Raw genomic sequence first — 23,262 nt, forward strand, 5'->3', positions numbered from 1 at the left:
CTGGGCGGATGCTGTCCGAAGTGATCGCGACCCGCTACGTCACGCCCTTGCGTGAGGGCGGCTCGCTCCCGGGGATCGTCGAGGCCGACGATCTCGGTACCTACGTCATGAAGTTCACCGGAGCCGGCCAGGGGCGCAAGACCCTGGTCGCCGAAGTCGTCTGCGGGCGCCTCGCCCAGCGGCTGGGCCTGCCGGTCCCGCGGCTGGTGCAGATGCAGCTCGACCCCGTCATCGGGCTCGGCGAGCCCGACCAGGAGGTCCAGGAGCTGCTCAAGGCCAGCGGCGGGCTCAACCTGGGCATGGACTACCTGCCCGGCTCGATCGGCTTCGACCCCCTCGCGTACCGGACCGACCCGGTCGAGGCGGGACGCGTCGTCTGGTTCGACGCGCTGATCAACAACGTCGACCGGTCCTGGCGCAACCCGAACATGCTGGTCTGGCACGGGGACCTGTGGCTCATCGACCACGGCGCCACCATGATCTGGCACCACAACTGGCCCACCGCCCAGGCCGCCTCCGCCAAGCCCTACAACGCCTCGGACCACGTCCTGGCCCCCGTCGGCCCGGACATCGCGGCGGCGGCCGCCGAGCTGGCCCCGCTGGTCACCGAGGAACTGCTCACCGAGGTCACCGCCGACGTCCCCGACGAGTGGCTCGTCGACGAGCCGGGCTTCGGCTCCACCGACGCGGTGCGCCGCGCCTACGTGGAGGCACTGCTGCCGCGCGCCGCCACGATCCACGAGAGGATCACCATGGAGGCCGAGGTCAGGCAGCGGTCCGGTCCGCCGGGCTGGCTCGCCGAGCGCCTCCCTCCCCAGTCGGACAAGAACAAGCAGAAGAGCGGCGACGAGTGACCAAGCGGGACGTGTTCGAATACGCGCTGGTGCGCGTGGTGCCCCGGATGGAGCGCGGCGAGTGCTTCAACGCCGGAGTCATCGTCTACTGCCGGGCGCACTCCTACGTCGCCGCGCGCACCCACCTCGACGAGGCGAAGCTCCTCGCCCTGGACCCCGGGGCCGACGTGGCCGGGGTACGGGCCGCGCTGCGCGCGGTCGAGGGGCTGTGCGCGGGCGGCGAGGAGGCCGGGCAGGCGGCGGGCGACGACGCGGGGCGCAGGTTCCGCTGGCTGATCGCCCCCCGCAGCACGGTGGTGCAGCCCGGTCCGGTGCACACCGGCCTGACGGCCGATCCCGCCGCCGAGGTGGAACGCCTGCTGGAGCTGCTCGTCCGCTGATTTCCGGGCAGGTCCGCGCCGCCGCCGCCGGGAGCCGTTGACACGGGGTGTCAGGGCTCCTAGCGTCTCCTCAGCTGAGGCTACTAAGCGGTTGCTCACCTCCGGGCGGCCGCCTCTCAAGGGCGAGGAGAACAGCATGTCCACCACCGAGCAGCGTGTCGCCATCGTGACCGGGGCGGCCCGGGGCATCGGCGCGGCCACCGCGATCCGGCTGGCCGCAGAAGGCCGGGCGGTCGCCGTGCTCGACCTCGACGAGGCCGCCTGCAAGGACACCGTCGAGGCGATCACGGCGGCCGGCGGCCGGGCCCTGGCGGTCGGCTGCGACGTCTCCGACGCCGCCCAGGTGGAGGCGGCCGTGGAGCGGGTCGCGAGCACGCTCGGCGCCCCGACGGTCCTCGTCAACAACGCGGGCGTGCTCCGCGACAACCTGCTCTTCAAGATGAGCGACACCGACTGGGACACCGTCATGAACGTGCACCTGCGCGGGGCGTTCCTGATGGCGAGGGCCTGTCAGAAGTACATGGTGGAGGCCAAGTTCGGCCGCGTCGTGAACCTCTCCAGCAGCTCGGCGCTCGGCAACCGAGGCCAGGCCAACTACGCCGCCGCCAAGGCCGGCCTGCAGGGCTTCACCAAGACCCTGGCGATCGAACTCGGCAAGTTCGGCATCACCGCCAACGCCGTCGCCCCGGGCTTCATCGTGACCGAGATGACCGCGCAGACCGCCGCCCGCGTCGGCATGGGCTTCGAGGAGTTCCAGCTGGCCGCCGCCTCCCAGATCCCGGTGCAGCGGGTGGGCCGCCCCGACGACATCGCGAACGCCATCGCGTTCTTCACGGGCGAGGACGCCGGCTTCGTCTCCGGCCAGGTCCTGTACGTGGCCGGCGGCCCGCTCAACTGACGGTCCCACGAGAGGCGGGTGCACGACATGACGGACAACGGCACGGACAGCGGTAGCGAAGGGCGCACCGGCAGCGGCAAGGTCGCCCTGGTCACGGGGGCGAGCCGGGGGATCGGCTACGGGATCGCCGAGGCGCTCGTCGCCCGCGGCGACCGGGTCGTGATCACCGGGCGCAACGAGGACGCGCTCAAGGAGGCCGCGGAGCGGCTCGGCGCGGACCGGGTGATCGGCGTGGCCGGAAAGGCGCACGACGAGGCCCACCAGGCCCTGGCCGTGGAGCGGGCGATGGAGGCCTTCGGCCGCGTCGACTTCCTGGTGAACAACGCGGGCACCAATCCGGTGTTCGGCCCGATCGCCGACCTGGACCTCGGGGTGGCGCGCAAGGTCTTCGAGACGAACGTGATCTCGGCGCTCGGCTTCGCCCAGCGGACCTGGCACGCCTGGCAGAAGGACCACGGCGGGGCGATCGTGAACATCGCCTCCATCGCCGGGGTCTCCGCCTCGCCCTTCATCGGGGCGTACGGGATGAGCAAGGCCGCGATGATCAACCTGACCCTCCAGCTCGCGCACGAGATGGCGCCGGCGGTCCGGGTCAACGCGATCGCCCCGGCGGTGGTCAAGACCAGGTTCGCGCAGGCGCTCTACGAGGGCCGCGAGCAGGAGGCCGCGGCGGCCTATCCGCTCGGCCGGCTGGGGGTCCCGGAGGACATCGGCGGGGCCGCCGCATTCCTGACATCTGCACAAGCGGAATGGATCACCGGACAAACTCTCGTCGTCGACGGGGGAATGTTCCTCAATGCCGGTGTGCACTGACCGATAACCGGACGCATTTGCCTCCAAACGGGAGGCAAATGCGTATCGAATCGGTCCTAAATCGGTCAAGTGCCTCACGAAACCTACCCATTGGATTTGTGAGGCACTGCGGTAGGGTCTGCCGCACCCCTGGCTGATCGAGGAGCGTGCACGTGTTCAACCGGACCAGATGCCTGCAGATCGCTGCGGCCGTTGCGTCCATATCCCTGCTGGCAGGATGCGGCCTGTTCGCGGACGACGATGACGCCGCCGCGAAGCGCATCACCGTCGGCACCATGAGCGCGCCCAGCACCCTCGACCCGGCCGCGGCCTGGGACGGCTCCTGGGAGCTGTACCGCAACGTCTACCAGACCCTGCTGGCCTTCCCCACGGGCAGCACCAAGCCGCAGCCGGACGCGGCCCAGACCTGCGAGTTCACCGACGCGGCGAACACCGCCTACCGCTGCGTCCTGCGCAAGGGCCTGAAGTTCTCCGACGGCGAGGTGCTGGACGCCAAGGCGGTCAAGCACTCCCTCGACCGGATCAGGACGATCAACCACAAGTCCGGTCCGGCCGGCCTCTTCAACAGCCTGGACAAGATCGAGGCGCCGGACGCGCTCACGGTCGTCTTCCACCTGAAGACCCCCGACGCGACCTTCCCCTACGTCCTGGGCTCCCCGGCCGCCTCCCTGGTCGCGCCGAAGGAGTACCCGGCCAACAAGGTGCGCCAGGACAACAAGGTCATCGGCTCCGGCCCCTACGTCCTCACCTCGTACACGGAGGGCGGCGAGGCGGTCCTCGGCCGCAACGAGAGCTACACCGGCTTCGCCAACCGCCAGAACGACGGCGTGACGATCCGCTACTTCGCCGACTCGAAGAAGATGATCGCGGCCCTCAAGGGCAAGGAGATCGACGCCACCTACCGCGGCCTCTCCGCCGCGGAGATCAAGGACCTCCAGACCCCCGCCTCGCACGCCCAGGGCGTCCAAGTCGTGGAGAACGTCGGCGCCGAGATCCGCTACCTGGTCTTCAACCCGAACGACCCGCAGGTCAACAAGCCGGCCGTGCGCCAGGCCATCGCCCAGGTCATCGACCGCGGCGCGATCGTCTCCAAGGTCTACCAGGGCACCGCCGAGCCGCTGTACTCGATGGTCCCCAAGGGCGTCGTGGGCCACAAGACGCCCTTCTACGACATCTACGGCAACCCCGACGTCGCCAAGGCCAAGAAGATCCTCACGGCCGCCGGGATCACCCAGAAGGTCGAGCTGACCTTCTGGTACACCACCGACCGGTACGGCGCCTCCACCGCCGACGAGTTCACCGAGATCAAGCGGCAGCTCGAGGAGAGCGAACTCTTCAAGATCAACCTGCGCGGCCAGCCGTGGAAGACCTTCCAGGAGGGCTACCAGAACGGCCAGTACCCGGTCTTCGGCCGAGGCTGGTTCCCCGACTTCCCGGACCCCGACAACTTCATCGCCCCGTTCGTCGGCAAGGAGAACGCGGTCGGTACCCCGTACGAGCCGGCGAAGATCCAGAACGAGCTCCTGCCCAAGTCCCGCCGCGAGGGCGACCGGTCCGCCGGTGTCCGGGAGTTCGAGGAGGCCCAGCAGATCTTCGCCCAGGACGTCCGGCTGCTGCCGCTGTGGCAGGGCAAGCTGTACGTCGGCGCGCGCGAGGACATCGCCGGCGCCGAGCGGGCCCTGGACCCGCAGACCGCCATGCAGATGTGGGAGCTGCGCCGCAAGACCAGCTGGTGACCCCGGGGCGGTGCCCGGGTGGCGGCGTTGTCAGTGGTCCCCGGTAGGTTCGGATCAGTTGCACGAACTTGTACCGGAGGTTGTCGACGTGACCCAGATGCTGCCCGAGTCCTGGCTCCCCGTTCTCGGCGGGGAGCTGGACCAGCCCTACTTCAGGGAACTCACCGAGTTCGTCGAGAAGGAGCGGGCGAACGGGCCGGTCTACCCGCCCCGCGAGCAGGTCTTCGCGGCCCTGGAGGCCACGCCGTTCGACAAGGTGAAGGTCCTGGTCCTCGGCCAGGACCCCTACCACGGCGCCGGCCAGGGACACGGCCTGTGCTTCTCCGTGCAGCCCGGGGTCAAGACCCCGCCCTCGCTGCGCAACATCTACAAGGAGATGAAGGAGGAGCTCGGCCTGCCGGTCCCGGACAACGGGTACCTGATGCCGTGGGCCGAGCAGGGAGTCCTGCTGCTCAACGCCGTCCTCACCGTCCGCGAGGCCGAGCCCAACTCGCACAAGGGCAAGGGCTGGGAGAAGTTCACCGACGCGGTGATCCGCGCCGTGTCCGAGCGCCCCGACCCGGTCGTCTTCGTGCTCTGGGGCGCCTACGCGCAGAAGAAGATCCCGCTCATCGACGAGGAGCGCCACGTGATCGTCAAGGGCGCCCACCCCTCGCCGCTGTCGGCGAAGAAGTTCTTCGGATCCCGCCCCTTCACGCAGATCAACGAGGCCGTCGCGGCCCAGGGCCATGAGCCGATCGACTGGCGGATCCCGGACCTGGGCTGACACCACCCCGCGCCTCGGCGCCAGAGCCGGTGCCTGCGGCTAGCTTCGTGATGACCGGACCGGAGCGGGTCCGGCGGAGCGAGCCGGAGGCCCCGTTGAGGGAGCAGCAGCAGGAGGCGTCGGAGGACGCCGTCATGACCAGGATCGGCCAGGCCGTCATCCTGCTGCACGCCGGGGACCGCGAGGAGGCCCGCAACCGGCTCGGCGAGATCTGGACCGAGATCGGCGCGGACGGCGACTCCCTCCACCGCTGCACCCTCGCGCACTACCTGGCCGACGCCCAGGACGACCCCGCCGACGAGCTGGCCTGGGACCTGCGGGCGCTGACCGCCGCCGACTGCCTCGGCGAACGGCTCGGGGAGGCCCCGCCCGGGCCGGCCGAGCCGCATCCGGCCGTGCGGGTGTTCTACCCGTCGCTGCACCTCAGCCTCGCCGCCGACTACGCCAAGCTGCGCCGGCCCGACGAGGCCCGGGTCCACCTCGCGCGGGCCCGGGCGGCCACCGGGGCGCTGTCCGACGACGGGTACGGCAACGGGGTGCGGGCCGCCATCGCCCGCCTGGAGCGCCGGCTGGCGGCGGAGGCGGGCCCGGGGCCCAGACCGTTCCCCGAGCAGGCGTAGGCCGCGTCCAGGGTTCGTAGGGGCCCCTGCCGGTCTTCAGTCGGCCCCGGCGCCCTCGACGCCCGCGCAGATGCGGGCCTCCGGGCCGTCCGGGTCCCAGTCACCGTGCCGCCGGCCCAGCGCGCACACGTCCGCCGGCCGGGCCGGCAGCTCCCGCGCCAGGCCGGGCGGCAGCCCCGCGTGCTGCCCCGCGCCGTGCGCACGCCCCCGCGGGACCCCCTCGCCGTGACCGCCCGGCTCCGCCGGCACCGGGATGTCGGGCACCCCGGCGGCGGGCCCCGCGGCCTCCCCGTCCCCGGTGCGCGGCCCGGGCACCGCGCGCGCGGCGCCCCGGCCCGCCGCCGTCGGGGCCGACGGGCGCACGCCCTCCCGGGGCACCGCCTTCAGGGCCTCCAGGGCGGGCGCCTGGACGGCCACGGGCAGCGCCCCCGGCCCGCCGCGCGGCTCGTGCCGGGGCGGTTGCCCGCCGACGGGGGCCGCCGCCGGGACCGGCTGGACGGGGTTGACGTTCACGCAGCCGGAGACGGCCGAGACGGTACAGGCGGCGCCGAGGAGCAGCTTCGTCGAGGTTCGGGTTGGGTGCACCCGCGCAACTCTGCTGTGCGAGCACCCCGTTGTGAAAACCCTGGGCCGATATTCACCCCGCACGGGTGACGGGGAGGGGGTGTCCGGCGGACACCGGCCCGGGCCCGGCTACTCGCCGGTGGCGCCGTCGACGTGCTCGCGCAGCAGGTCCGCGTGCCCGTTGTGCCGGGCGTACTCCTCGATCATGTGGGTGTAGATCCAGCGCAGGCTGAAGACCTCCCCGCGGTGGTGGCTCCCGGCGTCCGACAGGTCGTCCAGGGAGCGGTCCGCGGCCGCCTGCTTGGCCAGTTCGACCTCGGTCCGCCAGACCTTCTCGGCGTCGGCCCAGGTGTCCGCGTCGGTGAAGTGGAAGTCTCCGTCCCGGTTTTCCCGGGTGCTGTACAGGTCGGGAAGGTCCGCGCCCAGGCCGATCTCCCGGAACCAGTACCGCTCCACCTCCGCCATGTGCCGCACCAGGCCCATCAGGCTCAGCGTGGAGGGGGTGAGCGGAGTGAGGCGCAGCTGCTCCTCGGAGAGTCCCTCGCACTTCCAGGCGAGGGTGGAACGGTGGTAGTCGAGCCAGCCGTCCAGCATCTCCCGCTCGCCGGCGGTGGTGGAGGGTTCGGGGCGGTGTGATCCGTTGGAGGTCATGGTCCACATCCTGGACGAACGCGCCCCCTCCCACCAGGGATTAAGCTGCCGCTGTCCCATACGGCACATACCAGGAGGCTCCCGGTGAAGGTCGGCGTCATCGGACTCGGCGACATCGCGCAGAAGGCGTACCTGCCCGTCCTCGGCACCCGTCCCGGGATCGAGCTGCACCTGCAGACCCGTACCCCGGCCACCCTCGAACGGATCGGCGACGCCCACCGCGTACCGCGCGAGCGCCGCCACACCACGCTGGACTCCCTGCTCGCCCAAGGCCTCGACGCCGCCTTCGTGCACGCCCCGACGGACACCCACCCGGTGATCGTCGAGCGGCTGCTGGAGGCGGGCGTGGCGACCTACGTGGACAAGCCGCTGGCCTACGAGCTGGCCGACTCGCGGCGCCTGGTGGAACGCGCCGAGGAGCTCGGCGTCGGACTCTTCGTCGGCTTCAACCGCCGCCACGCGCCCGGCTACACCCTGTGCGCCGACCACCCGCGCGACCTGATCGTCATGCAGAAGAACCGGGTCGGTCTGCCCGAGGACCCCCGCACCCTGGTCCTGGACGACTTCATCCACGTCGTCGACACCCTGCGCTTCCTGCTGCCCGGCGAGGCCGACCACGTCGACGTACGGGCCGTGGTGCGCGACGGGCTGATGTCCCAGGTGGTGCTCCAGATGTCCGGCGAGGGCTTCACCGCCCTGGGGATCATGAACCGGCGGTCCGGATCCGCCGAGGAGGTCCTGGAGGTGTCCGGCCAGGACTCCAAGCGCCAGGTGTCCAACCTCGCCGAGGTCGTCGACCACCGGGGCCAGCCCACCGTGCGCCGGCGGGGGGACTGGGTCTCCGTCGCCCGCCAGCGCGGCATCGAGCAGGCCGTGGACACCTTCCTGGAGGCCGTGGAGAGCGGCACGGTGCTCAGCGCCCGGGACGCCCTGCTCACCCACGAACTGTGCGAGCGGGTGGTGCTGACGGCTCTGGAGCAGGCCTCCCGGGCCTGACCGCCCGCACCCCGCCGGCCGCGCAGTACAGCCCCAGCGCGGCCAGGGCGGCGCCGGCGGGCCAGTTCCCGAAGCGGACGAAGGGGGTCGTGCCCCGGGCGAGCGGCACCTCGTACACGGACGCCGTGCTCGCCGTGGTGGGCAGGGCGGGCCCGGCCCGGCCGCCCGAGGGCCCGTACACCGCGCTCACACCGGTCAGGGTGGCGTGCACCACCGGGCGGCCCGTCTCGGCGGCGCGCAGGGCCGCCAGGGAGGCGTGCTGAGCCGGTGCCCAGCTGTCCTGGAAGGTCGAGGTCGCCGACTGCGCGACCAGCACCCCGGCCCCCTCGCGGACCAGGTGCCGGCTCATGTCGGGGAAGGCCGACTCGAAGCACACCAGCGGGCCCAGCCGCACCCCGCCGGGCAGGTCCATCAGGACCGGGGCCGCGCCGCGCATCCGGTCCTCGCCCGCCGCCCTGCCGACCGAGGTGGCCCAGCCCAGCACCGCGCGGGCCGGCACGTACTCGCCGAAGGGGACCAGCCGCATCTTGTCGTACCGGTCGCCGGTGGGCCCCTCCGGCGCGACCAGCACCGAACTCTTGTAGATCCCGGGCCGGTCCGAGCGCCGGGCGTCCACGTTGACCAGCAGCGGGGCGCCGAGCTCCGCCGACAGGGCCGCCAGCCGCCGCGACAGGTCGGGCCGCGCCGCCAGGTCCGCGCCGACGCTGCTCTCGCCCCACACCACCAGGTCGGGGTGCGTCCCGGCCAGGCCCCGCGTGAGGCGCTCCTCGACGTCGAACCGCCGCTCCGCCCCGTCCGCCCCGCCCACCGGGCCGGGCTGTACGACGGCCACCCGCAGCACGCCCGACACCTCGGGCCGCGGCAGCCAGAGCCACACCACCCCGGTCAGCACCGCGCACCCCGCCACCGACGCCACCGCCGGGACCCGCGCCCGCGGCACCGCCACCAGCAGCACCACCGCACAGTTCACCGCCACCACCAGCAGGCTCACCAGCCACACCCCGCCCACCGAGGCCAGCCGCAGCGCCGGCGGCATCTGCCACTGACTGGCCCCGAGCAGCCCCCACGGCCCGCCCAGCCCCTGCCAGGACCGGGCCAGCTCCGACAGCAGCCAGCCCGCCGGTACGAGGACCAGCCCGGCCGCCGCCCGGCGCGGGCCCGGCACACCGCCGAGCAACTCCCGCACCAGCAGCGCCCACGGGATCCAGAGCAGCCCCAGCAGCACGGCGAGGGGGACCAGGAACACGTGCAGGCTCGGCAGCAGCCAGTGGTGCACCGCCATGATGAACCCGGCCCCGCCGAGCCAGCCCTCCAGCGCGGCGCGCCGCCCGCTGGGGGCGGAACGCAGCAGCAGCATCCAGGGCACGAGGACGACGTACGCGGACCACCACAGCCCCGGCGCGGGGAAGGCCAGGCAGGGCAGCGCCCCGGCGGCGACCGCGGCCGCCGCACGCCACCGCAGGGTCCGCTTCGCGAGCAGCATGACGCGCCTCCGCTTCCAGTGTGGGGCCGCCCCCGGCCGGGCGCGGCCCGGGGCCCGGGACCGGGTCAGGCCGACATGTGGCGCCACTTCTCGTGGACCGTGACCCCCGTCAGCCGCCAGCCGTCCGGGGTGCGGGCGAGGGCGAAGGAGTAGCGGCCGGCGGCGACGAAGTTGGGGGCCGTGCCCGTGTCGTCGGGGCCGGCCAGCCGCATCGGGTTCAGGAAGTCCGCCCGGACCTCCGCCGAGTCCCCGGGCCAGCCGTCCCGGTCCTCCAGCCGGACCACCCGGTTGACGATCAGGTGCTGGCGCACCGGGAACAGCCGCATGGTCTCCGCGAGCCAGTCGGCGACCTCCGCAGCGGGGCCCTCGACCCCGCCCGCCGAGCTGTAGTCGGCCCGTCCGGACGGCGTGAACAGGGCGCGGTAGGCGGCCCAGTCCCCGTCGTCGACGGCCGCCGCGTACCCCGAGACCACCTCGTCGATGGCGAGGCGGTCCAGCACCGTCGCCAGGTCCACACGCTGCGTCATCGGGTCAGTCTGGGGCTGCGGGGCGGCGAGGCCAAGGGGCGTGCGGTCACTGCTTCGCGCCGGCCCCCGCTCAGTGACCGGAATGCGCCTCCCGTTGCCGGATCACGACCAGGAACGCGTCGGTGGCCAGGTCCATGACCACCTCCGCCGGCACGCCCTCGCGCGTGCGCTGCGCCGCGTACTCCTCCGCGGGCCAGCTCCCCCGCGGACTCCCCGCCGGGAAACGCTCCAGTACCACGCGGCCCATGGGACACCCCCTGTTGTTCGGTTCCAGGCCTCTGCGGGGACAACGACGCGGGGGCCGCCCGGGAACGTTCCCGGGCGGCCCCCGCGTCGAGTTCCGGCCATGGTCCGGCCGGCCGGGTCAGGAGCCCGACTCGCCCGCGTGCGGGCTGAGCACGTCCATGCCGATGAGCACGAACAGCGCGATGCCGAGCAGGATCCGGTAGATCACGAACGGCATGAAGCTCTTGGTGGAGATGAACTTCATGAACCACGCGATGACCGCGTAGCCGACGAAGAAGGCGAGCACCGTGGCGAAGACCGTCGGCCCCCAGTAGATGTGTCCGGGGTTCTCGACCACGTCCTTGATCTCGAACGCGCCCGAGGCCAGCACCGCCGGGATGGCCAGGAGGAAGGAGTAGCGCGCCGCCGCCTCGCGGGTGAAGCCCAGCAGCAGACCGCCGGAGATCGTCGCACCGGACCGGGAGACGCCCGGGACCAGCGCCATCGCCTGGCACAGGCCGAAGACCAGGCCGTCCTTGACGCCCAGTTCCCGCAGCGTCTTGCGCTGCTTGACCACGCGGTGCCGGCCGCCCTCCTCGTCGCGCGAGGCCAGCCAGTCGGCGAAGCCGAGCACGAGGCCCATCACGATCAGGGTGGTCGCGGTCAGCCGCAGGTCACGCGCGGGGCCGGTGATCTGGTCCTTGAACGCCACGCCGAGGACGCCGATCGGGATCGAGCCGACGATGACCAGCCAGCCCATCTTGGCGTCCTGCTCGGAGCGCAGCGACTTGGTGTACAGGGAGCGGAACCAGGTGGAGATGATCCGGCCGATGTCCTTGCGGAAGTAGATCAGCACGGCGGCCTCGGTGCCGATCTGGGTGATGGCCGTGAAGGCCGCACCCGGATCGTGCCAGCCCGCGAAAGCCGCGGTCAGCCGCAGGTGGGCGCTGGAGGAGATCGGGAGGAACTCCGTAAGCCCTTGGACGAGACCGAGGATTAGGGATTCGAACCAGCTCATGTCGGGGTGCGCTCGTCCTTGTGATCGTCGGGCAGTTCGGGTCCGATGCTAGGGCCCGTGGGGAGCGGCCGTGACCACTGGGGGGTGCCCGGGGGCGGGCCCGGCGCCGGCGGCGGGTGCGAGGCGGTGGCGCTTGCGCCAGGCGACCGCCGCCGCGGCCGTCCCGGAGAGCGCGATGAAGCCGAACGAGACCAGGAACGCGGGCGATCCGGGGGAGGAGGCGCTGGCTCCGGCGATCACGTAGGCGGCGGTGTTGGGCACCGTACCGAGTGCCGTCGCGAGGAGGAAGGGGAGCCAGCCGCAGCGGGAGACGGCGGCGAGGTAGTTGGCCGCGGCGAAGGGCACCCCGGGGAAGATCCGCACCGCCAGCACCGAGCGGAAGCCGTGCCGGCTGAGCTGGCCGTCGGCCGCCTCCAGCCAGCGCCCGCGCAGATACGGACGCAACGCCTCCTGCCCCATGATCCGGCCCAGCCCGAAGGCGAGACCCGCTCCGACCACGGTGCCGCCGACGGCCGCGATCAGCCCGAACTGGGATCCGAACACCGCCCCCGCGGCGAGGTTGAGCAGCGGCCGCGGCACGAACGCGGCCGTGCACACGCCGTACGCACCCGCGAACAGGAGCACTCCCGTGCCCACCGGCAGTCCCGGCGGCCAGCCCTGCGACAGCAGCCGCTGGGGCTCGTAGAGCAGGACGCAGGCCCCGGCCGCGACCAGCAGCACGACGAGCAGCGCCAGCCGCGCCATGGGCGCGAGGAGGAGGGACATCCGGGGAGACTAACCGACACATATGGCGCCCCGCCGTAATCCAGGCCTCATCCGGACGGCACCGAGGCCTGCTCCGGGCCTCGCCGCGGCCCGCTCCGGGCGTCCATCCGGCCGTCGACGGGGCGGTCCCCGGACCTCGACGGGGCGGTCCCCGGACCTCGGCGGGGCGGCCCCCGGAGACAGGGCCAGGCCCGCGCCCGCCGCCTGCCCGGGGCGCGGCCGCCGCGGTAAATCGTTCGACGTCGGCCGCGCCCTCCGGCAGGATCAGCGGCATGTCCCGGTACGCCTTCCCCGCAGCGCCGTCCGCAGTCGCGGACGCGCCGAAGGCTGCCGTCCCGGCCTCCTCGGCCGTCGCCCTCGCAGAGGCCTTCGCCGCAGCGGCACTCGCCGCGTTCGACGGCGCACGAAGCTGACCCTTCCCGGATCGTCCGGCGGACCCCGCAGGGGGAGGGTCGGCAGGATCCAGGGGTCCCGATCCAGCTTCGAGCCACGGGAAGAGATCATGGCCAAGACGGCCTTCACCCGCACCAAGCCGCACCTCAACATCGGCACCATGGGCCACGTCGACCACGGCAAGACCACCCTCACCGCCGCCATCACCAAGGTCCTCGCCGAGCGCGGCGGCGCCTCCTTCGTGCCGTTCGACCGCATCGACCGGGCCCCCGAGGAGGCCCGCCGCGGCATCACCATCAACCTCACGCACGTCGAGTACGAGACCGACACCCGGCACTACGCCCACGTCGACATGCCCGGCCACGCCGACTACATCAAGAACATGGTCACCGGCGCGGCCCAGCTCGACGGGGCGATCCTCGTCGTCTCCGCCCTCGACGGGGTCATGCCCCAGACCGCCGAGCACGTCCTGCTGGCCCGCCAGGTGGGCGTGGACCACATCGTCGTCGCCCTCAACAAGGCCGACGCGGGCGACCCCGAGCTGACCGACCTGGTCGAGCTGGAGGTCCGCGACCTGCTCTCCGCGCACGGCTACGGCGGGGACTCCGCGCCGGTCGTACGGGTCTCCGGGCTCGGCGCGCTGGAGGGCCACCCGCAGTGGACCGGGGCGATCGAGGCGCTGCTCGACGCGGTGGACACGTACGTGCCCATGCCGGTGCGGTACACCGACGCGCCGTTCCTGCTGCCGGTCGAGAACGTCCTGACCATCACGGGCCGGGGCACCGTCGTCACCGGCGCCGTGGAACGCGGCACCGTGCGGCTCGGCGACCGGATCAGCGTCCTCGGGGGCGACGGGGAGCCCGTCGAGACCGTGGTCACCGGCCTGGAGACCTTCGGCAAGCCGATGGAGTCCGCCGAGGCGGGCGACAACGTCGCGCTGCTGCTGCGCGGGGTGCACCGCGACGGGGTGCGCCGCGGGCACGTCGTCGCGGCGCCCGGCAGCGTGGCGCCCCGCCGGCGCTTCACGGCGCGGGTGTACGTCCTCTCCGCCCGCGAGGGCGGCCGGACGACCCCCGTCTCGACCGGCTACCGGCCGCAGTTCTACGTCCGGACCGCCGACGTGGTCGGAGACGTGGACCTGGGCGCGGCGGGCGTCGCCCGGCCGGGGGAGACGGTCGAGATGACCGTCGAGCTGGGCCGGGACGTGCCCCTGGAGGCCGGGCTCGGCTTCGCCATCCGCGAGGGCGGCCGCACGGTCGGCGCGGGGACGGTGACCGAGGTCCTCGGGTAGCCCCGGCCGTGGTGGCGGCGGTCAGGCTTTGCCAGACTGCCGTCACCGCCCACCGGCGGGCGCGGACGCGAGGGAAGAGGGGGCCGACATGGGCGGCGGAACGGCACTGGTGCTCGGCGGCGGAGGACTGACCGGCGTCGGCTGGGAATCCGGGATCCTGTACGGGCTCGCCCGCGCGGGCGTCGACCTGACCACCGCCGACCTGGTCGTCGGGACCTCGGCCGGCTCCGTGGTCGGCGCCCAGCTCACCGCGGGCCTCACCGCCCGCGAACTGTACGAGCGCCAGCTCGGCGACGCGTCCGGGGAGCGCCCGGCCCGCCTCGGCGCCGGGGTCTTCGCCCGCTACGCCCTGGCGATGGTGCGCTCCCGGGACGCCGCCGCGTACCGCCGCCGCGTCGGCGCCTTCGCCCTGGCCGCGCAGACCGGGGCGGAGGCGGCGCGGCGCGAGGTGCTGGCGGCCCGGCTCGTGTCGCCCGACTGGCCCGAGCGCCGGCTCGTCGTCACCGCCGTCGACGCGCTCAGCGGGGCCCCCGCCGACTTCGACCGGGAGAGCGGCGCCGGGCTCGTCGACGCCGTCGCCGCGAGCTGCGCCGTACCGGGCGTGTGGCCCCCGGTGACGGTCGGCGGACGCCGGTTCATCGACGGCGGGGTCCGCTCGGCGACCAACGCCGACCTCGCCGCCGGCTACGCGCGCGTGGTGATCCTCGCCCCGATCGCGCTCGGATCCGCCCTGGTCCCCTCGCCCGCCTCCCAGGCGGCCCGGCTGCGGGCGGCCGGCGCCCGGGTGCTGCTGATCACCCCTTCCCCGGAAGCCCGCAAGGCCTTCGGGCGCAACGTCCTGGACCCCGCGCGGCGGGACCCCGCCGCCCGCGCCGGGCTCGCGCAGGCCGCCGGGCACGCGGCCGACGCGGCGGCCGTCTGGGGGGCCTGACAATGGTGGGGTGAGCGACGAACAGATCCCGGTGGTCCGGGAAGTGGGCCAGGGCACCGCCAAGCTGATGCCGGACGTGGACCGGGAGCGGGCCTGGCTGCTCACCGTCGACGGGGCTCCGCAGTCCTACGTCGACCTCGACGAGCCCGAGCACCTGGAGTTCGAGTACGTACGCCGCCTCGCGCACGTCCTGGACTGCGCGGCGGAGCCGGGGGCCGCCCTGGACCTGCTGCACCTGGGCGGGGGCGCGCTCACCCTCCCGCGCTACGCCGCGGCCGTCCGCCCGGGGTCGCGGCAGGACGTGGTCGAGTTCGACGCCGCCCTGGTGGAGCTGGTGGAGCGTCACCTTCCGCTGGCCGCCGGGGCCCGGGTGACCGTGCACGCCGCCGACGCGCGGGCCTGGCTGGAGGCCGCCCCCGAGGCGAGCGCGGACGTGCTGGTCGCCGACGTCTTCGGGGGCTCACGGGTGCCCGCCCAGCTGACCTCGGCGGAATACGCGCGGCAGGCTGCGCGCGTGCTGAGGCCCGGCGGGCTGTACGCGGCGAACCTGGCCGACGGGGCGCCGTTCGGCTTCCTCAAGGCCCAGCTGGCCAACTTCGCGGCCGCCTTCGCGGAGCTGGCCCTGATCGCCGAGCCCGGGGTGCTGCGCGGGCGCCGCTTCGGCAACGCGGTGCTGCTCGCCTCGGACGCCCCGCTGCCGCTGGCCGCGCTGGCCCGGCGGTGCGCCGCCGACGCCTTCCCCGCCCGGGTGGAGTCGGGGGAGGGGCTCGCCCGGTTCATGCGCGGGGCGCGTCCGGTCGCCGACGCGGACGCGGTCCCCTCCCCGGCCCCGCCGCAGGGGGCCTTCAGCCTGGGGTGACCCCGACGGCCCCGGCGGCCTGCGCCGGCGCGGGGGCCGGTGCGGAACCCTTCACGGGCGGGGGCCTGCGGGTGATCCGGCGCACCTCCGGTACGAGCAGGACCAGGGCGGTGGCGGCGACCACCAGCGCCGCGCAGCCCCACAGGGCCTGGGTGCGGCCGAAGGCGGACTCGGCGGGGCCGGCCAGGGCGGTGGCGAGCGGCAGCATGGACACCGAGCCGAACCAGTCGTAGGCGGAGACCCGGGAGAACTTCTCCTCGGGTATCTCCTGGTGCATCGTGGTCATCCAGTTCACGCCGAACACCTCGATGGCGGCGCCGCTGAAGAACATCACCGCGCACAGCCCCCAGACCGGCAGCGGTACCGCCAGTCCCGCCGACGGAAGCGCCAGCGGGAACACGCACAGGGTGCCCACCAGCAGCAGGCGGCGCGGTTTCCACACCATCATCAGGAGCGCTCCGGCGATGGTGCCCGCGCCGAAGAAGGCCAGGGCCACGCCCCAGGGCGCCGGCCCGCCCAGCCGGTCGCGGGCGACGAGGGGCCCGTACACCGCCTCCGCCGCCCCCACGACGGCGACGACCACGGAGAACTGGAGCACGATGCTCCACAGCCAGGGCCGGGTCCGGAACTCCACCCAGCCCTCGCGCAGGTCGGCGAGCAGGCCCCCGCCGGGAGCCCGCCCGGTGGTGGGGCCCACGTCGAGGAAGGCGCGCAGGGCGCCCGCGACCGCGAAGGCGGCCGCGTCCACGGCCAGTACCCAGCCGGGGCCGATCGCGGCGATCAGGGCGCCGCCGAGGGCCGCGCCGCCGATGCCGGCGCCGTTCATGGCCATGCGGAAGAGGGCGAAGGCCCGGTTGGCGTGCTCGCCGGAGACGCTGGACAGGAGCATGCCCTCGGCGGCGGGGTTGAAGAAGGCGGTGCCGGTGCCGCAGAGCGCGGTCAGCAGCATCATCTGCCACAGCTTCGGGTCGCCGGCGAGGACGAGCACGGCGAAGGCGGCCTGCGAGACGCAGTTGAGGGCGTTGGCCGCGACCATCACGCGGTGCCGGGGCAGCCGGTCGGCGAGCGCCCCGCCGACGAGCAGGAAGAGGACGAGGGGCAGCGTGCGGGCGGCGGCGACGAGGCCGACGTCGGCGCCGCTGCCGCCCGCTTCGAGCACGGCGAAGGAGGCCGCGATGAGCGCCCCGTGACTGCCGAGGTTGGTGACGACCGCGGCGCCCGTCAGGAGGCTGTAGTTGCGTCCGGCCCAGGCGGGCCGGCGGCGGGGGGTCCGGAGGACGGTGTGGGGGCTCACTCCGGGACTATCCCCTGCCCCGGGCCGAGAATCCAAACGAAATAACGGAAAAAGGATGATCGGCCCGGGGATCGTGCGGGGTCGTGCGGGGTGGGGGATCAGCCGCCGCTGAGGCGGACCGAGCTGAGGATCTTGTCCTGGGTCGCCTGGTCGACCTCGCCGGGAACGCCGGCGGCGCCGTAGAGGACCCAGCTGGCGAAGTCACCCTTGGAGTTCTTGAAGCTGAAGGCGATGCTCTTGCCGTCCGAGGAGCACTTGTTCTCCTTGGGGACGCCGCTCACGGTCGCCGTCGCGACGTGCCCCTTGAGGCCGGAGAGGGTGGTGTACTCCTTCGACTCGGAGATCTTGACCATCTCCTTGGGCAGCTTCTGCGAGTACCCGGCGAACACCCAGGTGCCCGCCTCGCTGTGCGCCGCCCCGGCCGTGTCCTTGGCGCCCTGGCCGCCCTTGGTGCCGGTGCCGGCCAGGGAGGTGCTCTCCTCGCGCCCGTCCTTGTTGGAGTCCACCTTGCACCAGTCCTCCTTGAAGTAGGCGGGTGCGGAGAACGTGACGAGCGGGGAGCCGTCCTTCTTCTCCTCGTCCTCGAAGCCGGCGATCACGCCGGAGCCGAGCGCGTTCCACTCCGGGGGGACGTCGAAGGCGGTGCCGTGCTTCGGGTTGATGACCACCTTCCAGCCCGGGATCACCGGCTTCACGTCGCCGCCCGCGCGCGGGTTGGCGCCGCTGGGGGCCGCGGGCGAGACCGGGGCGACCGGCGCGGGGGAGGAGGCGGCGGGCTTGTCGTCGGCGCGGTTGGCGCCCTCGTCGTCCCGGGTGAGCACGAAGGCGGCGGTGGCGGCCGCCGTCACCACGACCGCGGAGGCCGCGACGATGGCCACGGTCCGGGTGGAGAAGGGGCTCCCGCCGGACGGCCGCGGCGGGGGCTGCTGCTGGGGGGCGTTGCCCCACGGCTGGACCGGGGGCGGGGTCTGGTAGCCCGCCTGCGGGTATCCGTAGCCGGGCTGCTGCTCACCGAATCCCGGCTGGGGCTGCTGCTGGTACGGGTTCGGCTGTCCCGGCTGCTGCTGGTACGGGTTCTGACGCGGGTCCTGGGGGTTCTGCTCTCCCCCGGGCTGCTGCTGCTGTCCTGGCCACATGGCCGGTAACCATAGTGGGAGCGGCTGACAGGAGCCACGTCCGCCCCCCGTCCCGCTCTGGCCAACTCCATCTACTCGTGGGTAACATCGCGTGCCATGAGCGCAGAACAGATGAACGTGGGCGAACTGCTCGCCCAGACGGTGCCGATGGCCCGCACCCTGAACCTGGAGTTCCTGGAGACCACCCCGGAGCGCGCCGTCGTCCGCCTGCCGGACCAGCCCGACTTCCACAACCACGTCGGCGGCCCGCACGCCGGCGCCATGTTCACCCTGGCCGAGTCCGCCAGCGGCGCCATCGTCCTGGCCGCCTTCGGCGACCAGCTCTCGCGCGCCGTGCCGCTCGCCGTGAAGGCCGAGATCGGCTACAAGAAGCTCGCCAAGGGCGTCGTCACCGCCACCGCCACCCTCGGCCGCCCCGCCGCCGACGTCGTGGCCGAGCTCGACGCGGGCGGCCGCCCCGAGTTCCCCGTCACCATCGCCATCCAGCGCGAGGACGAGGCCGTCACCGGTGAGATGACCGTCGTCTGGACGCTGCGCCCGAACGCGTAGGACGTCCCGCGCGGCGCGTCACGCCGCGAAAGGGAGCCGGGAGCGGCACAGTGGGGGCGGGAGCGGTCCGGCGCGGGCCGCTCCCGCCGTGCTGTCCGGGGCCGGTATCGGCGTGTCGCCGGAACCCCGGGCGTTCGCCGGTCGTTCGTCCCGAGAGCGCCCGCCATGGACGAAGGGCGTTCCGGGGAGCGGATAGGCTGCCCGTTCGGCGTGTCTCGGGGGCCCGCCGGAGGCGACGAGGGAGGACGTACCGGTGCACATCCAGGAATGGCTGGAGGAGATCCCGGCGATCAGTGTCTATCTCCTGGTGGGACTGGTCATCGGGCTGGAGAGCCTGGGCATCCCGCTCCCCGGCGAGATCATCCTCGTCAGCTCGGCGCTGCTCGCCTCGCAGCACGGGCAGATCGACCCCGTGGTCCTCGGCCTGTGCGCCATCGCGGGCGCCATCATCGGCGACTCCATCGGGTACGCCATCGGCCGCCGCGGGGGCAAGCCGCTGCTGGAGAGACTCGGCAGGCGGTTCCCCAAGCACTTCGGGCCCGACCAGGTGGCCATGGCCGAGCGCTCCTTCGACCGCTGGGGCATGTGGGCCGTCTTCTTCGGACGCTTCGTCGCCCTCCTGCGCATCTTCGCCGGCCCGCTGGCCGGCGTACTGCGGATGCCCTACTGGCGCTTCCTCGTCGCCAACGTCCTCGGCGGCATCCTCTGGGCCGGCGGCACCACCGCCGTCATCTACTACGTCGGCATCGTCGCCGAGCCCTGGCTGAAGCGGTTCTCCTGGCTGGCCCTGGTCGTGGCCCTGCTGATCGGGCTCACCGTGACCCTGGTCCTGCGCAGCCGGATGAAGAAGGCGGCCGCCGAGGCCCGCGCGGCCGAGCCCTCGCCGCAGCCGGCCACCGCCCCGGCGGGCGCCCCGGACTGACGCCGAGGCCCCGGCCGGCCGGACGGTCAGGCGCCGGGGGCCACCGAGGCGCGGTGCTGCTCCGCCAGCTCCGTGTACATCGCGGCGTTCACCCTGATCCCCTCGCGCTCCTCGGCGGTGAGCTCGCGCCGCACCTTGGCCGGCACGCCCGCGACCAGCGAGCCGGGCGGGACCACCATGCCCTGCGGCACCAGGGCCTGCGCGGCCACCAGCGAACCCGCGCCGATCACGGCGCCGTTCAGCACGGTCGCGCCCATCCCGATCAGGCAGTCGTCCTCGACCGTGCAGCCGTGCACCACCGCGTTGTGCCCGATGGAGACGCGCTCGCCGATGGACACCGGGAAGCCGGGGTCCACGTGGACCGTGCAGTTGTCCTGCACGTTGCTGTCCGCGCCCAGCGTGATCGGGCCGCAGTCTGCGCGCAGCACCGCCGAGTACCAGACGCTCGCGCCGGCGCCGAGCGTGACGTCGCCGACGACGACGGAGGTCGGGGCGGTGAAGGCCGTCGGGTCCACCGACGGCTTCCGGTCCCCGACGCCCGCGATGAGAGCCCCCTGGTGTGCCTGGTGCGCCTGGTTCGGCTGATGGGTCATGGTCACTTCCCTCGTGTGGTTCCGGCTGGTTCCGGATGCCGCGCCACGTGCACCGTAGGGCACGGGACGGCGCCGCCCCGCGATGGGGTGAAGATCACAGGATCCGGGTCCCGACGTCCGGCGCGGGGCGCACTACCGTGGCCGGGTGCCGAAGAACCAGAACACGTTCTCATCCCTGGCGGCCCTGCGCGGCCGCGTCGCCAGCCGCGCGGTGCACGCCGGCTGGCGCTGGATGCAGCGGGCCGGTGCGGTCACCGCCGAGCACCCGGGCCGGCTGCGCTTCGGCGCGATCGGCGAGGGCACGCGGCTCGCCTTCCCGCAGGGCACCGTGTTCGGCGAACGGTGGATCCGGCTCGGCGGGCACTGCATCATCGCCGAGCAGGTCACCCTGACCGCCGGGATGATGCCGGACCTCGACCTCGGCGCCGACCCGGTACTGGTGCTGGGCGACGGGGTGGTCCTCGGCCGGGGCAGCCACGTCATCGCCGACGCCCGGATCACCATCGGCAACGACACCTTCTGCGGGCCCGGGGTGTACATCACCTCCACCAACCACAGCTACGACGACCCGCACGAGCCCGTCGGCCGGCAGTGGCCCCGCAGCGCCCCGGTGGAGATCGGGCCGGGCTGCTGGCTGGGCACGGGGGCGGTGATCCTGCCCGGCGCGAAGCTGGGCCGCAACGTCGTCGTGGCCGCGGGGGCCGTCGTACGGGGTGAGGTGCCCGACCACGCCGTGGTGGCGGGGGCGCCGGCCAGGATCGTACGGCGGTGGGAGCCGGAGACCGGCTGGCAGCCGCCGCTGCGCACGCCCGCGCCGGTGCCGATCCCCGACGGGATGACCCCCGAGCAACTGCGCGGGCTGGCCCTGCTGGCACAGGCCGAGCAGCCCTGAGCCGTACGCGGTGCCGCCGGTGGCGGTCCGGGCCGGGCGCGGTCCTGGCCGGTGGGGGTCCCGGCCGGTGGTTTCAGCCTGCGGCGAGCAGGACCGTACCCGCCAGGGCCAGGCCCGCGCCCGCCGCCTGGACGCTGCGCAGGCGCTCCTTGAGGACCGCGAACGCGGCGAACGCGGTGACCACCGGGTAGAGCGAGGACAGTACGGCGGCCACGGTGACGGGGCCGTTCTGGGCGGCGATGGAGTAGGTGCCGTTGGCCGCGACGTCGGCGAGGCCCACGAAGGCCAGGGCGGGCAGCATGCTCCACAGCACCCGCGGCCCGGTGCCCTCCGGCAGGGCCGGGACGCCGCGCCGGGTCTGCGCGAGCAGGGCGACGCCGCCGACGGCGACGTTGGTGACCCGCTGGACGAACAGGGCGAGGAAGAGCCCGGTCAACGTGGTGGAGGCCTCGGCGATCAGGGCCATGACCGCGCCGAAGCCGAAGGCCGCGACGAGGGTCAGCACCACCGCCCGCCGCTGCACGGGGGCGCCGCGCAGCTCGGGGCCGCCGGCCAGGACGATGCCGACGAGGGCCACGGCGATGCCCGCGAACTGGCCCGGTCCCGGCCGCTCGCCCACGGCCAGCCCCACGCCGACCGGCACGACCACCCCGAGGGAGCCGAGCGGGGAGACCACGCCCATCGGGCCGAGGGCCAGGGCCTTGTAGAAGGCGAGCATCGCGGCCGGCCCGACCAGGCCCGCGGCCACCGCGAACCACAGCTGCGGGCCCGCCTCGCTCCAGGCGCCGGTGCCGAGCACGATCGCGCCGAGCACGACGACCGCGGCGACCTGCGAGACCACCAGCACCGTGAGCGCCGGTATCCGCCGGGTCAGCAGCCCGCCGCCGAAGTCTGCGAGGCCCCACAGGACGGCTGTGGCCAGGGCGAAGAGGGCGGTCATGGCAGGGGGCCTCGCAGTACAGTGCGGTGAACGGTGGAGTGCAGCATCGAATACACCGCAGGTTAGTTCAGTCTGTTGGACTGTGTCATCCAAAATATTGGACGGAATGGTGTCGGACCTCGAACAGCTCACCCAGGCGCTCGCCCGCAACCTCAAGCGGTGGCGCGGCGAACGCGGCTTCACGCTCGACGCCCTGGCCGCCCGCGCGGGCGTCAGCCGCGGCATGATCATCCAGATCGAACAGGCCCGTACGAACCCCAGCGTGGGCACCACGGTGAAGCTGGCCGACGCCCTCGGGGTCAGCATCACCACCCTCCTCGACCACGACCGGGGACCGCGGGCCCGCGTGGTGCTGCCGGGGCAGGGGGTGCGGATGTGGTCGAGCGGGGAGGGCAGCGAGGCCCACATGCTGCTCGGCGACGACCGGCGCGGGCCCGTGGAGATGTGGACCTACCGCCTGGAGGCCGGAGACGGCACGGCCTCCGACCCGCACCCGGCCGGAACCTTCGAGATGCTGCACGTGACGGAAGGGGAACTGACCCTCGACCTCGCCGACGACCGCTACGTGGTCCCGGCCGGCGGCGCCGTCTCCTTCGAGGCGAACCTCCCGCACGCCTACCGCAACGAGGGCACCGTTCCGATGCTGATGACCATGGCCGTCTCGATCCCCCCGGTCCAGGGCGCCGGCGGCCACCCGGTCTGACCGGCTACAGGGCGGGGATCTCGATCGCGGGGCAGCGGTCCATCACCATCTCCACCCCCGCCGCACGCGTCCGCGCGAAGGCGGCCTCGTCGACCACGTCCAGCTGGAACCAGACGGCCTCGGCACCGGCGGCCACCGCGTCGTCGGCGACCTGCCCGGCCAGCGCGCTGTTCACGAAGACGTCCACCACGTCCACCTTGAACGGGATCGCGTCCAGCGACGCGTAGCCCGGCTCCCCGTGCACCGTCTCCGCCTTCGGGTGCACCGGCACCACGCGCTTGCCGTAACGCTGGAGCACCTTCGCCACCCCGTAGGCGGCCCGGTCCCGGTTGTTCGACAGCCCCACCACGGCCCAGGTGTCACCGAGCTCGGTGAGGATCCTGCGGATGGTCGCCTGGTCGCCGTACACGTGCGCCGCCTCCTGCCGTGGCCGCCCGGCGGACTCGTTCCGCCGGACCGTTCG

The 23,262-nt window shown here is 73.5% G+C and carries 28 protein-coding genes; 16 read left to right on the plus strand and 12 right to left on the minus strand.

Features of this window, described 5'->3' with window-relative positions:
• The first annotated feature begins 8 nt into the window (after window positions 1-8).
• The 7 genes from ABD973_RS27600 to ABD973_RS27630 all read left to right on the plus strand — a co-directional run bounded on the left by ABD973_RS27600 (window position 9) and on the right by ABD973_RS27630 (window position 6,067).
• The gene (locus ABD973_RS27600) at window positions 9-854 is read left to right on the plus strand and encodes a HipA family kinase (protein ID WP_345502644.1); all 846 of its coding nucleotides are present in this window, start codon (window positions 9-11) and stop codon (window positions 852-854) included.
• Window positions 851-1,234, plus strand: coding sequence for a DUF3037 domain-containing protein (locus ABD973_RS27605; protein WP_007262870.1), 384 nt, complete (start codon window positions 851-853; stop codon window positions 1,232-1,234). Before ABD973_RS27600 ends, ABD973_RS27605 begins: the two co-directional genes overlap by 4 nt.
• Window positions 1,235-1,370: 136 nt before the next feature.
• On the plus strand, window positions 1,371-2,132 hold the full coding sequence (fabG, locus tag ABD973_RS27610; RefSeq protein ID WP_007262869.1) for a 3-oxoacyl-ACP reductase FabG: 762 nt from the start codon (window positions 1,371-1,373) through the stop codon (window positions 2,130-2,132).
• 27 nt (window positions 2,133-2,159) lie between these two features.
• Window positions 2,160-2,945 carry an SDR family oxidoreductase gene (locus tag ABD973_RS27615; RefSeq protein WP_125820419.1) on the plus strand — a complete coding sequence of 262 codons (786 nt, stop codon included), beginning with the start codon at window positions 2,160-2,162 and terminating at the stop codon, window positions 2,943-2,945.
• Window positions 2,946-3,097: 152 nt separating this feature from the next.
• Complete coding sequence (locus ABD973_RS27620; RefSeq protein ID WP_125595040.1) at window positions 3,098-4,681, plus strand: ABC transporter substrate-binding protein; 1,584 nt, start codon at window positions 3,098-3,100, stop codon at window positions 4,679-4,681.
• A 97-nt stretch (window positions 4,682-4,778) separates the two neighbouring features.
• On the plus strand, window positions 4,779-5,447 hold the full coding sequence (locus tag ABD973_RS27625; protein WP_125595063.1) for a uracil-DNA glycosylase: 669 nt from the start codon (window positions 4,779-4,781) through the stop codon (window positions 5,445-5,447).
• 50 nt (window positions 5,448-5,497) lie between these two features.
• A complete protein-coding gene (locus ABD973_RS27630) occupies window positions 5,498-6,067 on the plus strand; it encodes a hypothetical protein (protein WP_345502649.1) in 570 nt (189 codons plus the stop codon).
• A gap of 36 nt (window positions 6,068-6,103) precedes the next feature.
• Here ABD973_RS27630 and ABD973_RS27635 read toward each other — a convergent pair whose 3' ends face one another.
• Together ABD973_RS27635 and ABD973_RS27640 are read right to left on the minus strand one after the other, a co-directional pair.
• Window positions 6,104-6,652, minus strand: a complete 549-nt coding sequence (locus ABD973_RS27635; RefSeq protein ID WP_241253639.1) for a hypothetical protein — start codon at window positions 6,650-6,652, stop codon at window positions 6,104-6,106.
• 108 nt (window positions 6,653-6,760) lie between these two features.
• Complete coding sequence (locus ABD973_RS27640) at window positions 6,761-7,282, minus strand: DinB family protein (protein ID WP_125820417.1); 522 nt, start codon at window positions 7,280-7,282, stop codon at window positions 6,761-6,763.
• 84 nt (window positions 7,283-7,366) lie between these two features.
• Here ABD973_RS27640 and ABD973_RS27645 point away from each other — a divergent pair, with 84 nt between their 5' ends.
• Window positions 7,367-8,278: a Gfo/Idh/MocA family protein gene (locus ABD973_RS27645; protein ID WP_125595044.1), complete on the plus strand. Its 912-nt coding sequence runs from the start codon at window positions 7,367-7,369 to the stop codon at window positions 8,276-8,278.
• Here the strand turns inward: ABD973_RS27645 and lnt are convergent.
• The 5 genes from lnt to ABD973_RS27670 all read right to left on the minus strand — a co-directional run bounded on the left by lnt (window position 8,217) and on the right by ABD973_RS27670 (window position 12,296).
• Window positions 8,217-9,761 carry an apolipoprotein N-acyltransferase gene (gene lnt, locus ABD973_RS27650; protein WP_345502654.1) on the minus strand — a complete coding sequence of 515 codons (1,545 nt, stop codon included), beginning with the start codon at window positions 9,759-9,761 and terminating at the stop codon, window positions 8,217-8,219. The two genes, ABD973_RS27645 and lnt, sit on opposite strands and share 62 nt — an antisense overlap.
• 65 nt (window positions 9,762-9,826) lie before the next feature.
• On the minus strand, window positions 9,827-10,288 hold the full coding sequence (locus ABD973_RS27655) for a nuclear transport factor 2 family protein (protein ID WP_125820415.1): 462 nt from the start codon (window positions 10,286-10,288) through the stop codon (window positions 9,827-9,829).
• Between the two features lie 70 nt (window positions 10,289-10,358).
• Window positions 10,359-10,535 (minus strand): hypothetical protein, encoded by a 177-nt coding sequence (locus ABD973_RS27660; RefSeq protein WP_125595047.1) that lies wholly within the window; start codon window positions 10,533-10,535, stop codon window positions 10,359-10,361.
• A 117-nt stretch (window positions 10,536-10,652) separates the two neighbouring features.
• On the minus strand, window positions 10,653-11,531 hold the full coding sequence (locus ABD973_RS27665; protein WP_125595048.1) for an undecaprenyl-diphosphate phosphatase: 879 nt from the start codon (window positions 11,529-11,531) through the stop codon (window positions 10,653-10,655).
• Window positions 11,532-11,579: 48 nt separating this feature from the next.
• Window positions 11,580-12,296 carry a TVP38/TMEM64 family protein gene (locus ABD973_RS27670; protein ID WP_125820414.1) on the minus strand — a complete coding sequence of 239 codons (717 nt, stop codon included), beginning with the start codon at window positions 12,294-12,296 and terminating at the stop codon, window positions 11,580-11,582.
• A gap of 272 nt (window positions 12,297-12,568) precedes the next feature.
• On the opposite strand from ABD973_RS27670, the gene ABD973_RS27675 reads away from it, so the two are divergent.
• From ABD973_RS27675 to ABD973_RS27690, 4 genes are all read left to right on the plus strand, one after another.
• Window positions 12,569-12,709: a hypothetical protein gene (locus ABD973_RS27675; protein WP_164720848.1), complete on the plus strand. Its 141-nt coding sequence runs from the start codon at window positions 12,569-12,571 to the stop codon at window positions 12,707-12,709.
• A gap of 89 nt (window positions 12,710-12,798) precedes the next feature.
• Window positions 12,799-13,980 carry an elongation factor Tu gene (tuf, locus tag ABD973_RS27680; RefSeq protein WP_125595050.1) on the plus strand — a complete coding sequence of 394 codons (1,182 nt, stop codon included), beginning with the start codon at window positions 12,799-12,801 and terminating at the stop codon, window positions 13,978-13,980.
• An 88-nt stretch (window positions 13,981-14,068) separates the two neighbouring features.
• A complete protein-coding gene (locus ABD973_RS27685) occupies window positions 14,069-14,911 on the plus strand; it encodes a patatin-like phospholipase family protein (RefSeq protein ID WP_125820413.1) in 843 nt (280 codons plus the stop codon).
• A gap of 67 nt (window positions 14,912-14,978) precedes the next feature.
• Window positions 14,979-15,770 carry a spermidine synthase gene (locus tag ABD973_RS27690; RefSeq protein WP_125823893.1) on the plus strand — a complete coding sequence of 264 codons (792 nt, stop codon included), beginning with the start codon at window positions 14,979-14,981 and terminating at the stop codon, window positions 15,768-15,770.
• Here the strand turns inward: ABD973_RS27690 and ABD973_RS27695 are convergent.
• Both ABD973_RS27695 and ABD973_RS27700 read right to left on the minus strand, forming a co-directional pair.
• Complete coding sequence (locus ABD973_RS27695) at window positions 15,757-17,064, minus strand: MFS transporter (protein ID WP_125820412.1); 1,308 nt, start codon at window positions 17,062-17,064, stop codon at window positions 15,757-15,759. The genes ABD973_RS27690 and ABD973_RS27695 overlap by 14 nt on opposite strands.
• 98 nt (window positions 17,065-17,162) lie before the next feature.
• Entirely contained in the window at window positions 17,163-18,200 is a 1,038-nt protein-coding gene (locus ABD973_RS27700) for a DUF8017 domain-containing protein (RefSeq protein WP_125820411.1), read from the minus strand.
• A 111-nt stretch (window positions 18,201-18,311) separates the two neighbouring features.
• On the opposite strand from ABD973_RS27700, the gene ABD973_RS27705 reads away from it, so the two are divergent.
• The gene (locus ABD973_RS27705) at window positions 18,312-18,749 is read left to right on the plus strand and encodes a DUF4442 domain-containing protein (protein WP_042800586.1); all 438 of its coding nucleotides are present in this window, start codon (window positions 18,312-18,314) and stop codon (window positions 18,747-18,749) included.
• Between the two features lie 253 nt (window positions 18,750-19,002).
• On the plus strand, window positions 19,003-19,671 hold the full coding sequence (locus tag ABD973_RS27710) for a DedA family protein (RefSeq protein WP_125820410.1): 669 nt from the start codon (window positions 19,003-19,005) through the stop codon (window positions 19,669-19,671).
• 26 nt (window positions 19,672-19,697) lie between these two features.
• On the opposite strand, the gene ABD973_RS27715 is transcribed toward ABD973_RS27710, so the two are convergent.
• On the minus strand, window positions 19,698-20,264 hold the full coding sequence (locus tag ABD973_RS27715) for a gamma carbonic anhydrase family protein (RefSeq protein ID WP_345502662.1): 567 nt from the start codon (window positions 20,262-20,264) through the stop codon (window positions 19,698-19,700).
• Between the two features lie 145 nt (window positions 20,265-20,409).
• Between ABD973_RS27715 and ABD973_RS27720 the strand changes: the two genes are divergently transcribed.
• Window positions 20,410-21,156 (plus strand): acyltransferase, encoded by a 747-nt coding sequence (locus tag ABD973_RS27720; protein ID WP_125595057.1) that lies wholly within the window; start codon window positions 20,410-20,412, stop codon window positions 21,154-21,156.
• Between the two features lie 73 nt (window positions 21,157-21,229).
• Here the strand turns inward: ABD973_RS27720 and ABD973_RS27725 are convergent, their stop codons facing one another.
• On the minus strand, window positions 21,230-22,096 hold the full coding sequence (locus ABD973_RS27725; RefSeq protein ID WP_125820408.1) for a DMT family transporter: 867 nt from the start codon (window positions 22,094-22,096) through the stop codon (window positions 21,230-21,232).
• Between the two features lie 109 nt (window positions 22,097-22,205).
• On the opposite strand from ABD973_RS27725, the gene ABD973_RS27730 reads away from it, so the two are divergent.
• The gene (locus ABD973_RS27730; protein ID WP_125823892.1) at window positions 22,206-22,799 is read left to right on the plus strand and encodes a helix-turn-helix domain-containing protein; all 594 of its coding nucleotides are present in this window, start codon (window positions 22,206-22,208) and stop codon (window positions 22,797-22,799) included.
• Window positions 22,800-22,803: 4 nt separating this feature from the next.
• Here ABD973_RS27730 and ABD973_RS27735 read toward each other — a convergent pair whose 3' ends face one another.
• A complete protein-coding gene (locus ABD973_RS27735) occupies window positions 22,804-23,208 on the minus strand; it encodes a CoA-binding protein (RefSeq protein ID WP_125595059.1) in 405 nt (134 codons plus the stop codon).
• Window positions 23,209-23,262 lie beyond the last annotated feature (54 nt).

It is taken from the genome of Streptomyces racemochromogenes, from assembly GCF_039535215.1.
Lineage (GTDB): Bacteria > Actinomycetota > Actinomycetes > Streptomycetales > Streptomycetaceae > Streptomyces > Streptomyces racemochromogenes.

What these genes read in the sequence shown, in the direction of transcription:
- ABD973_RS27600 (WP_345502644.1), top strand. Translation starts at nt 9, where the DNA reads ATGCTGTCCGAAGTGATCGCGACCCGCTACGTCACGCCCTTGCGTGAG.
- fabG (WP_007262869.1), top strand. Translation starts at nt 1,371, where the DNA reads ATGTCCACCACCGAGCAGCGTGTCGCCATCGTGACCGGGGCGGCCCGG.
- ABD973_RS27615 (WP_125820419.1), top strand. Translation starts at nt 2,160, where the DNA reads ATGACGGACAACGGCACGGACAGCGGTAGCGAAGGGCGCACCGGCAGC.
- ABD973_RS27625 (WP_125595063.1), top strand. Translation starts at nt 4,779, where the DNA reads ATGCTGCCCGAGTCCTGGCTCCCCGTTCTCGGCGGGGAGCTGGACCAG.
- ABD973_RS27630 (WP_345502649.1), top strand. Translation starts at nt 5,498, where the DNA reads ATGACCGGACCGGAGCGGGTCCGGCGGAGCGAGCCGGAGGCCCCGTTG.
- ABD973_RS27640 (WP_125820417.1), bottom strand. Translation starts at nt 7,282, where the DNA reads ATGACCTCCAACGGATCACACCGCCCCGAACCCTCCACCACCGCCGGC.
- lnt (WP_345502654.1), bottom strand. Translation starts at nt 9,761, where the DNA reads ATGCTGCTCGCGAAGCGGACCCTGCGGTGGCGTGCGGCGGCCGCGGTC.
- ABD973_RS27655 (WP_125820415.1), bottom strand. Translation starts at nt 10,288, where the DNA reads ATGACGCAGCGTGTGGACCTGGCGACGGTGCTGGACCGCCTCGCCATC.
- ABD973_RS27660 (WP_125595047.1), bottom strand. Translation starts at nt 10,535, where the DNA reads ATGGGCCGCGTGGTACTGGAGCGTTTCCCGGCGGGGAGTCCGCGGGGG.
- ABD973_RS27665 (WP_125595048.1), bottom strand. Translation starts at nt 11,531, where the DNA reads ATGAGCTGGTTCGAATCCCTAATCCTCGGTCTCGTCCAAGGGCTTACG.
- ABD973_RS27670 (WP_125820414.1), bottom strand. Translation starts at nt 12,296, where the DNA reads ATGTCCCTCCTCCTCGCGCCCATGGCGCGGCTGGCGCTGCTCGTCGTG.
- ABD973_RS27675 (WP_164720848.1), top strand. Translation starts at nt 12,569, where the DNA reads ATGTCCCGGTACGCCTTCCCCGCAGCGCCGTCCGCAGTCGCGGACGCG.
- tuf (WP_125595050.1), top strand. Translation starts at nt 12,799, where the DNA reads ATGGCCAAGACGGCCTTCACCCGCACCAAGCCGCACCTCAACATCGGC.
- ABD973_RS27685 (WP_125820413.1), top strand. Translation starts at nt 14,069, where the DNA reads ATGGGCGGCGGAACGGCACTGGTGCTCGGCGGCGGAGGACTGACCGGC.
- ABD973_RS27690 (WP_125823893.1), top strand. Translation starts at nt 14,979, where the DNA reads ATGCCGGACGTGGACCGGGAGCGGGCCTGGCTGCTCACCGTCGACGGG.
- ABD973_RS27700 (WP_125820411.1), bottom strand. Translation starts at nt 18,200, where the DNA reads ATGTGGCCAGGACAGCAGCAGCAGCCCGGGGGAGAGCAGAACCCCCAG.
- ABD973_RS27705 (WP_042800586.1), top strand. Translation starts at nt 18,312, where the DNA reads ATGAACGTGGGCGAACTGCTCGCCCAGACGGTGCCGATGGCCCGCACC.
- ABD973_RS27715 (WP_345502662.1), bottom strand. Translation starts at nt 20,264, where the DNA reads ATGACCCATCAGCCGAACCAGGCGCACCAGGCACACCAGGGGGCTCTC.
- ABD973_RS27725 (WP_125820408.1), bottom strand. Translation starts at nt 22,096, where the DNA reads ATGACCGCCCTCTTCGCCCTGGCCACAGCCGTCCTGTGGGGCCTCGCA.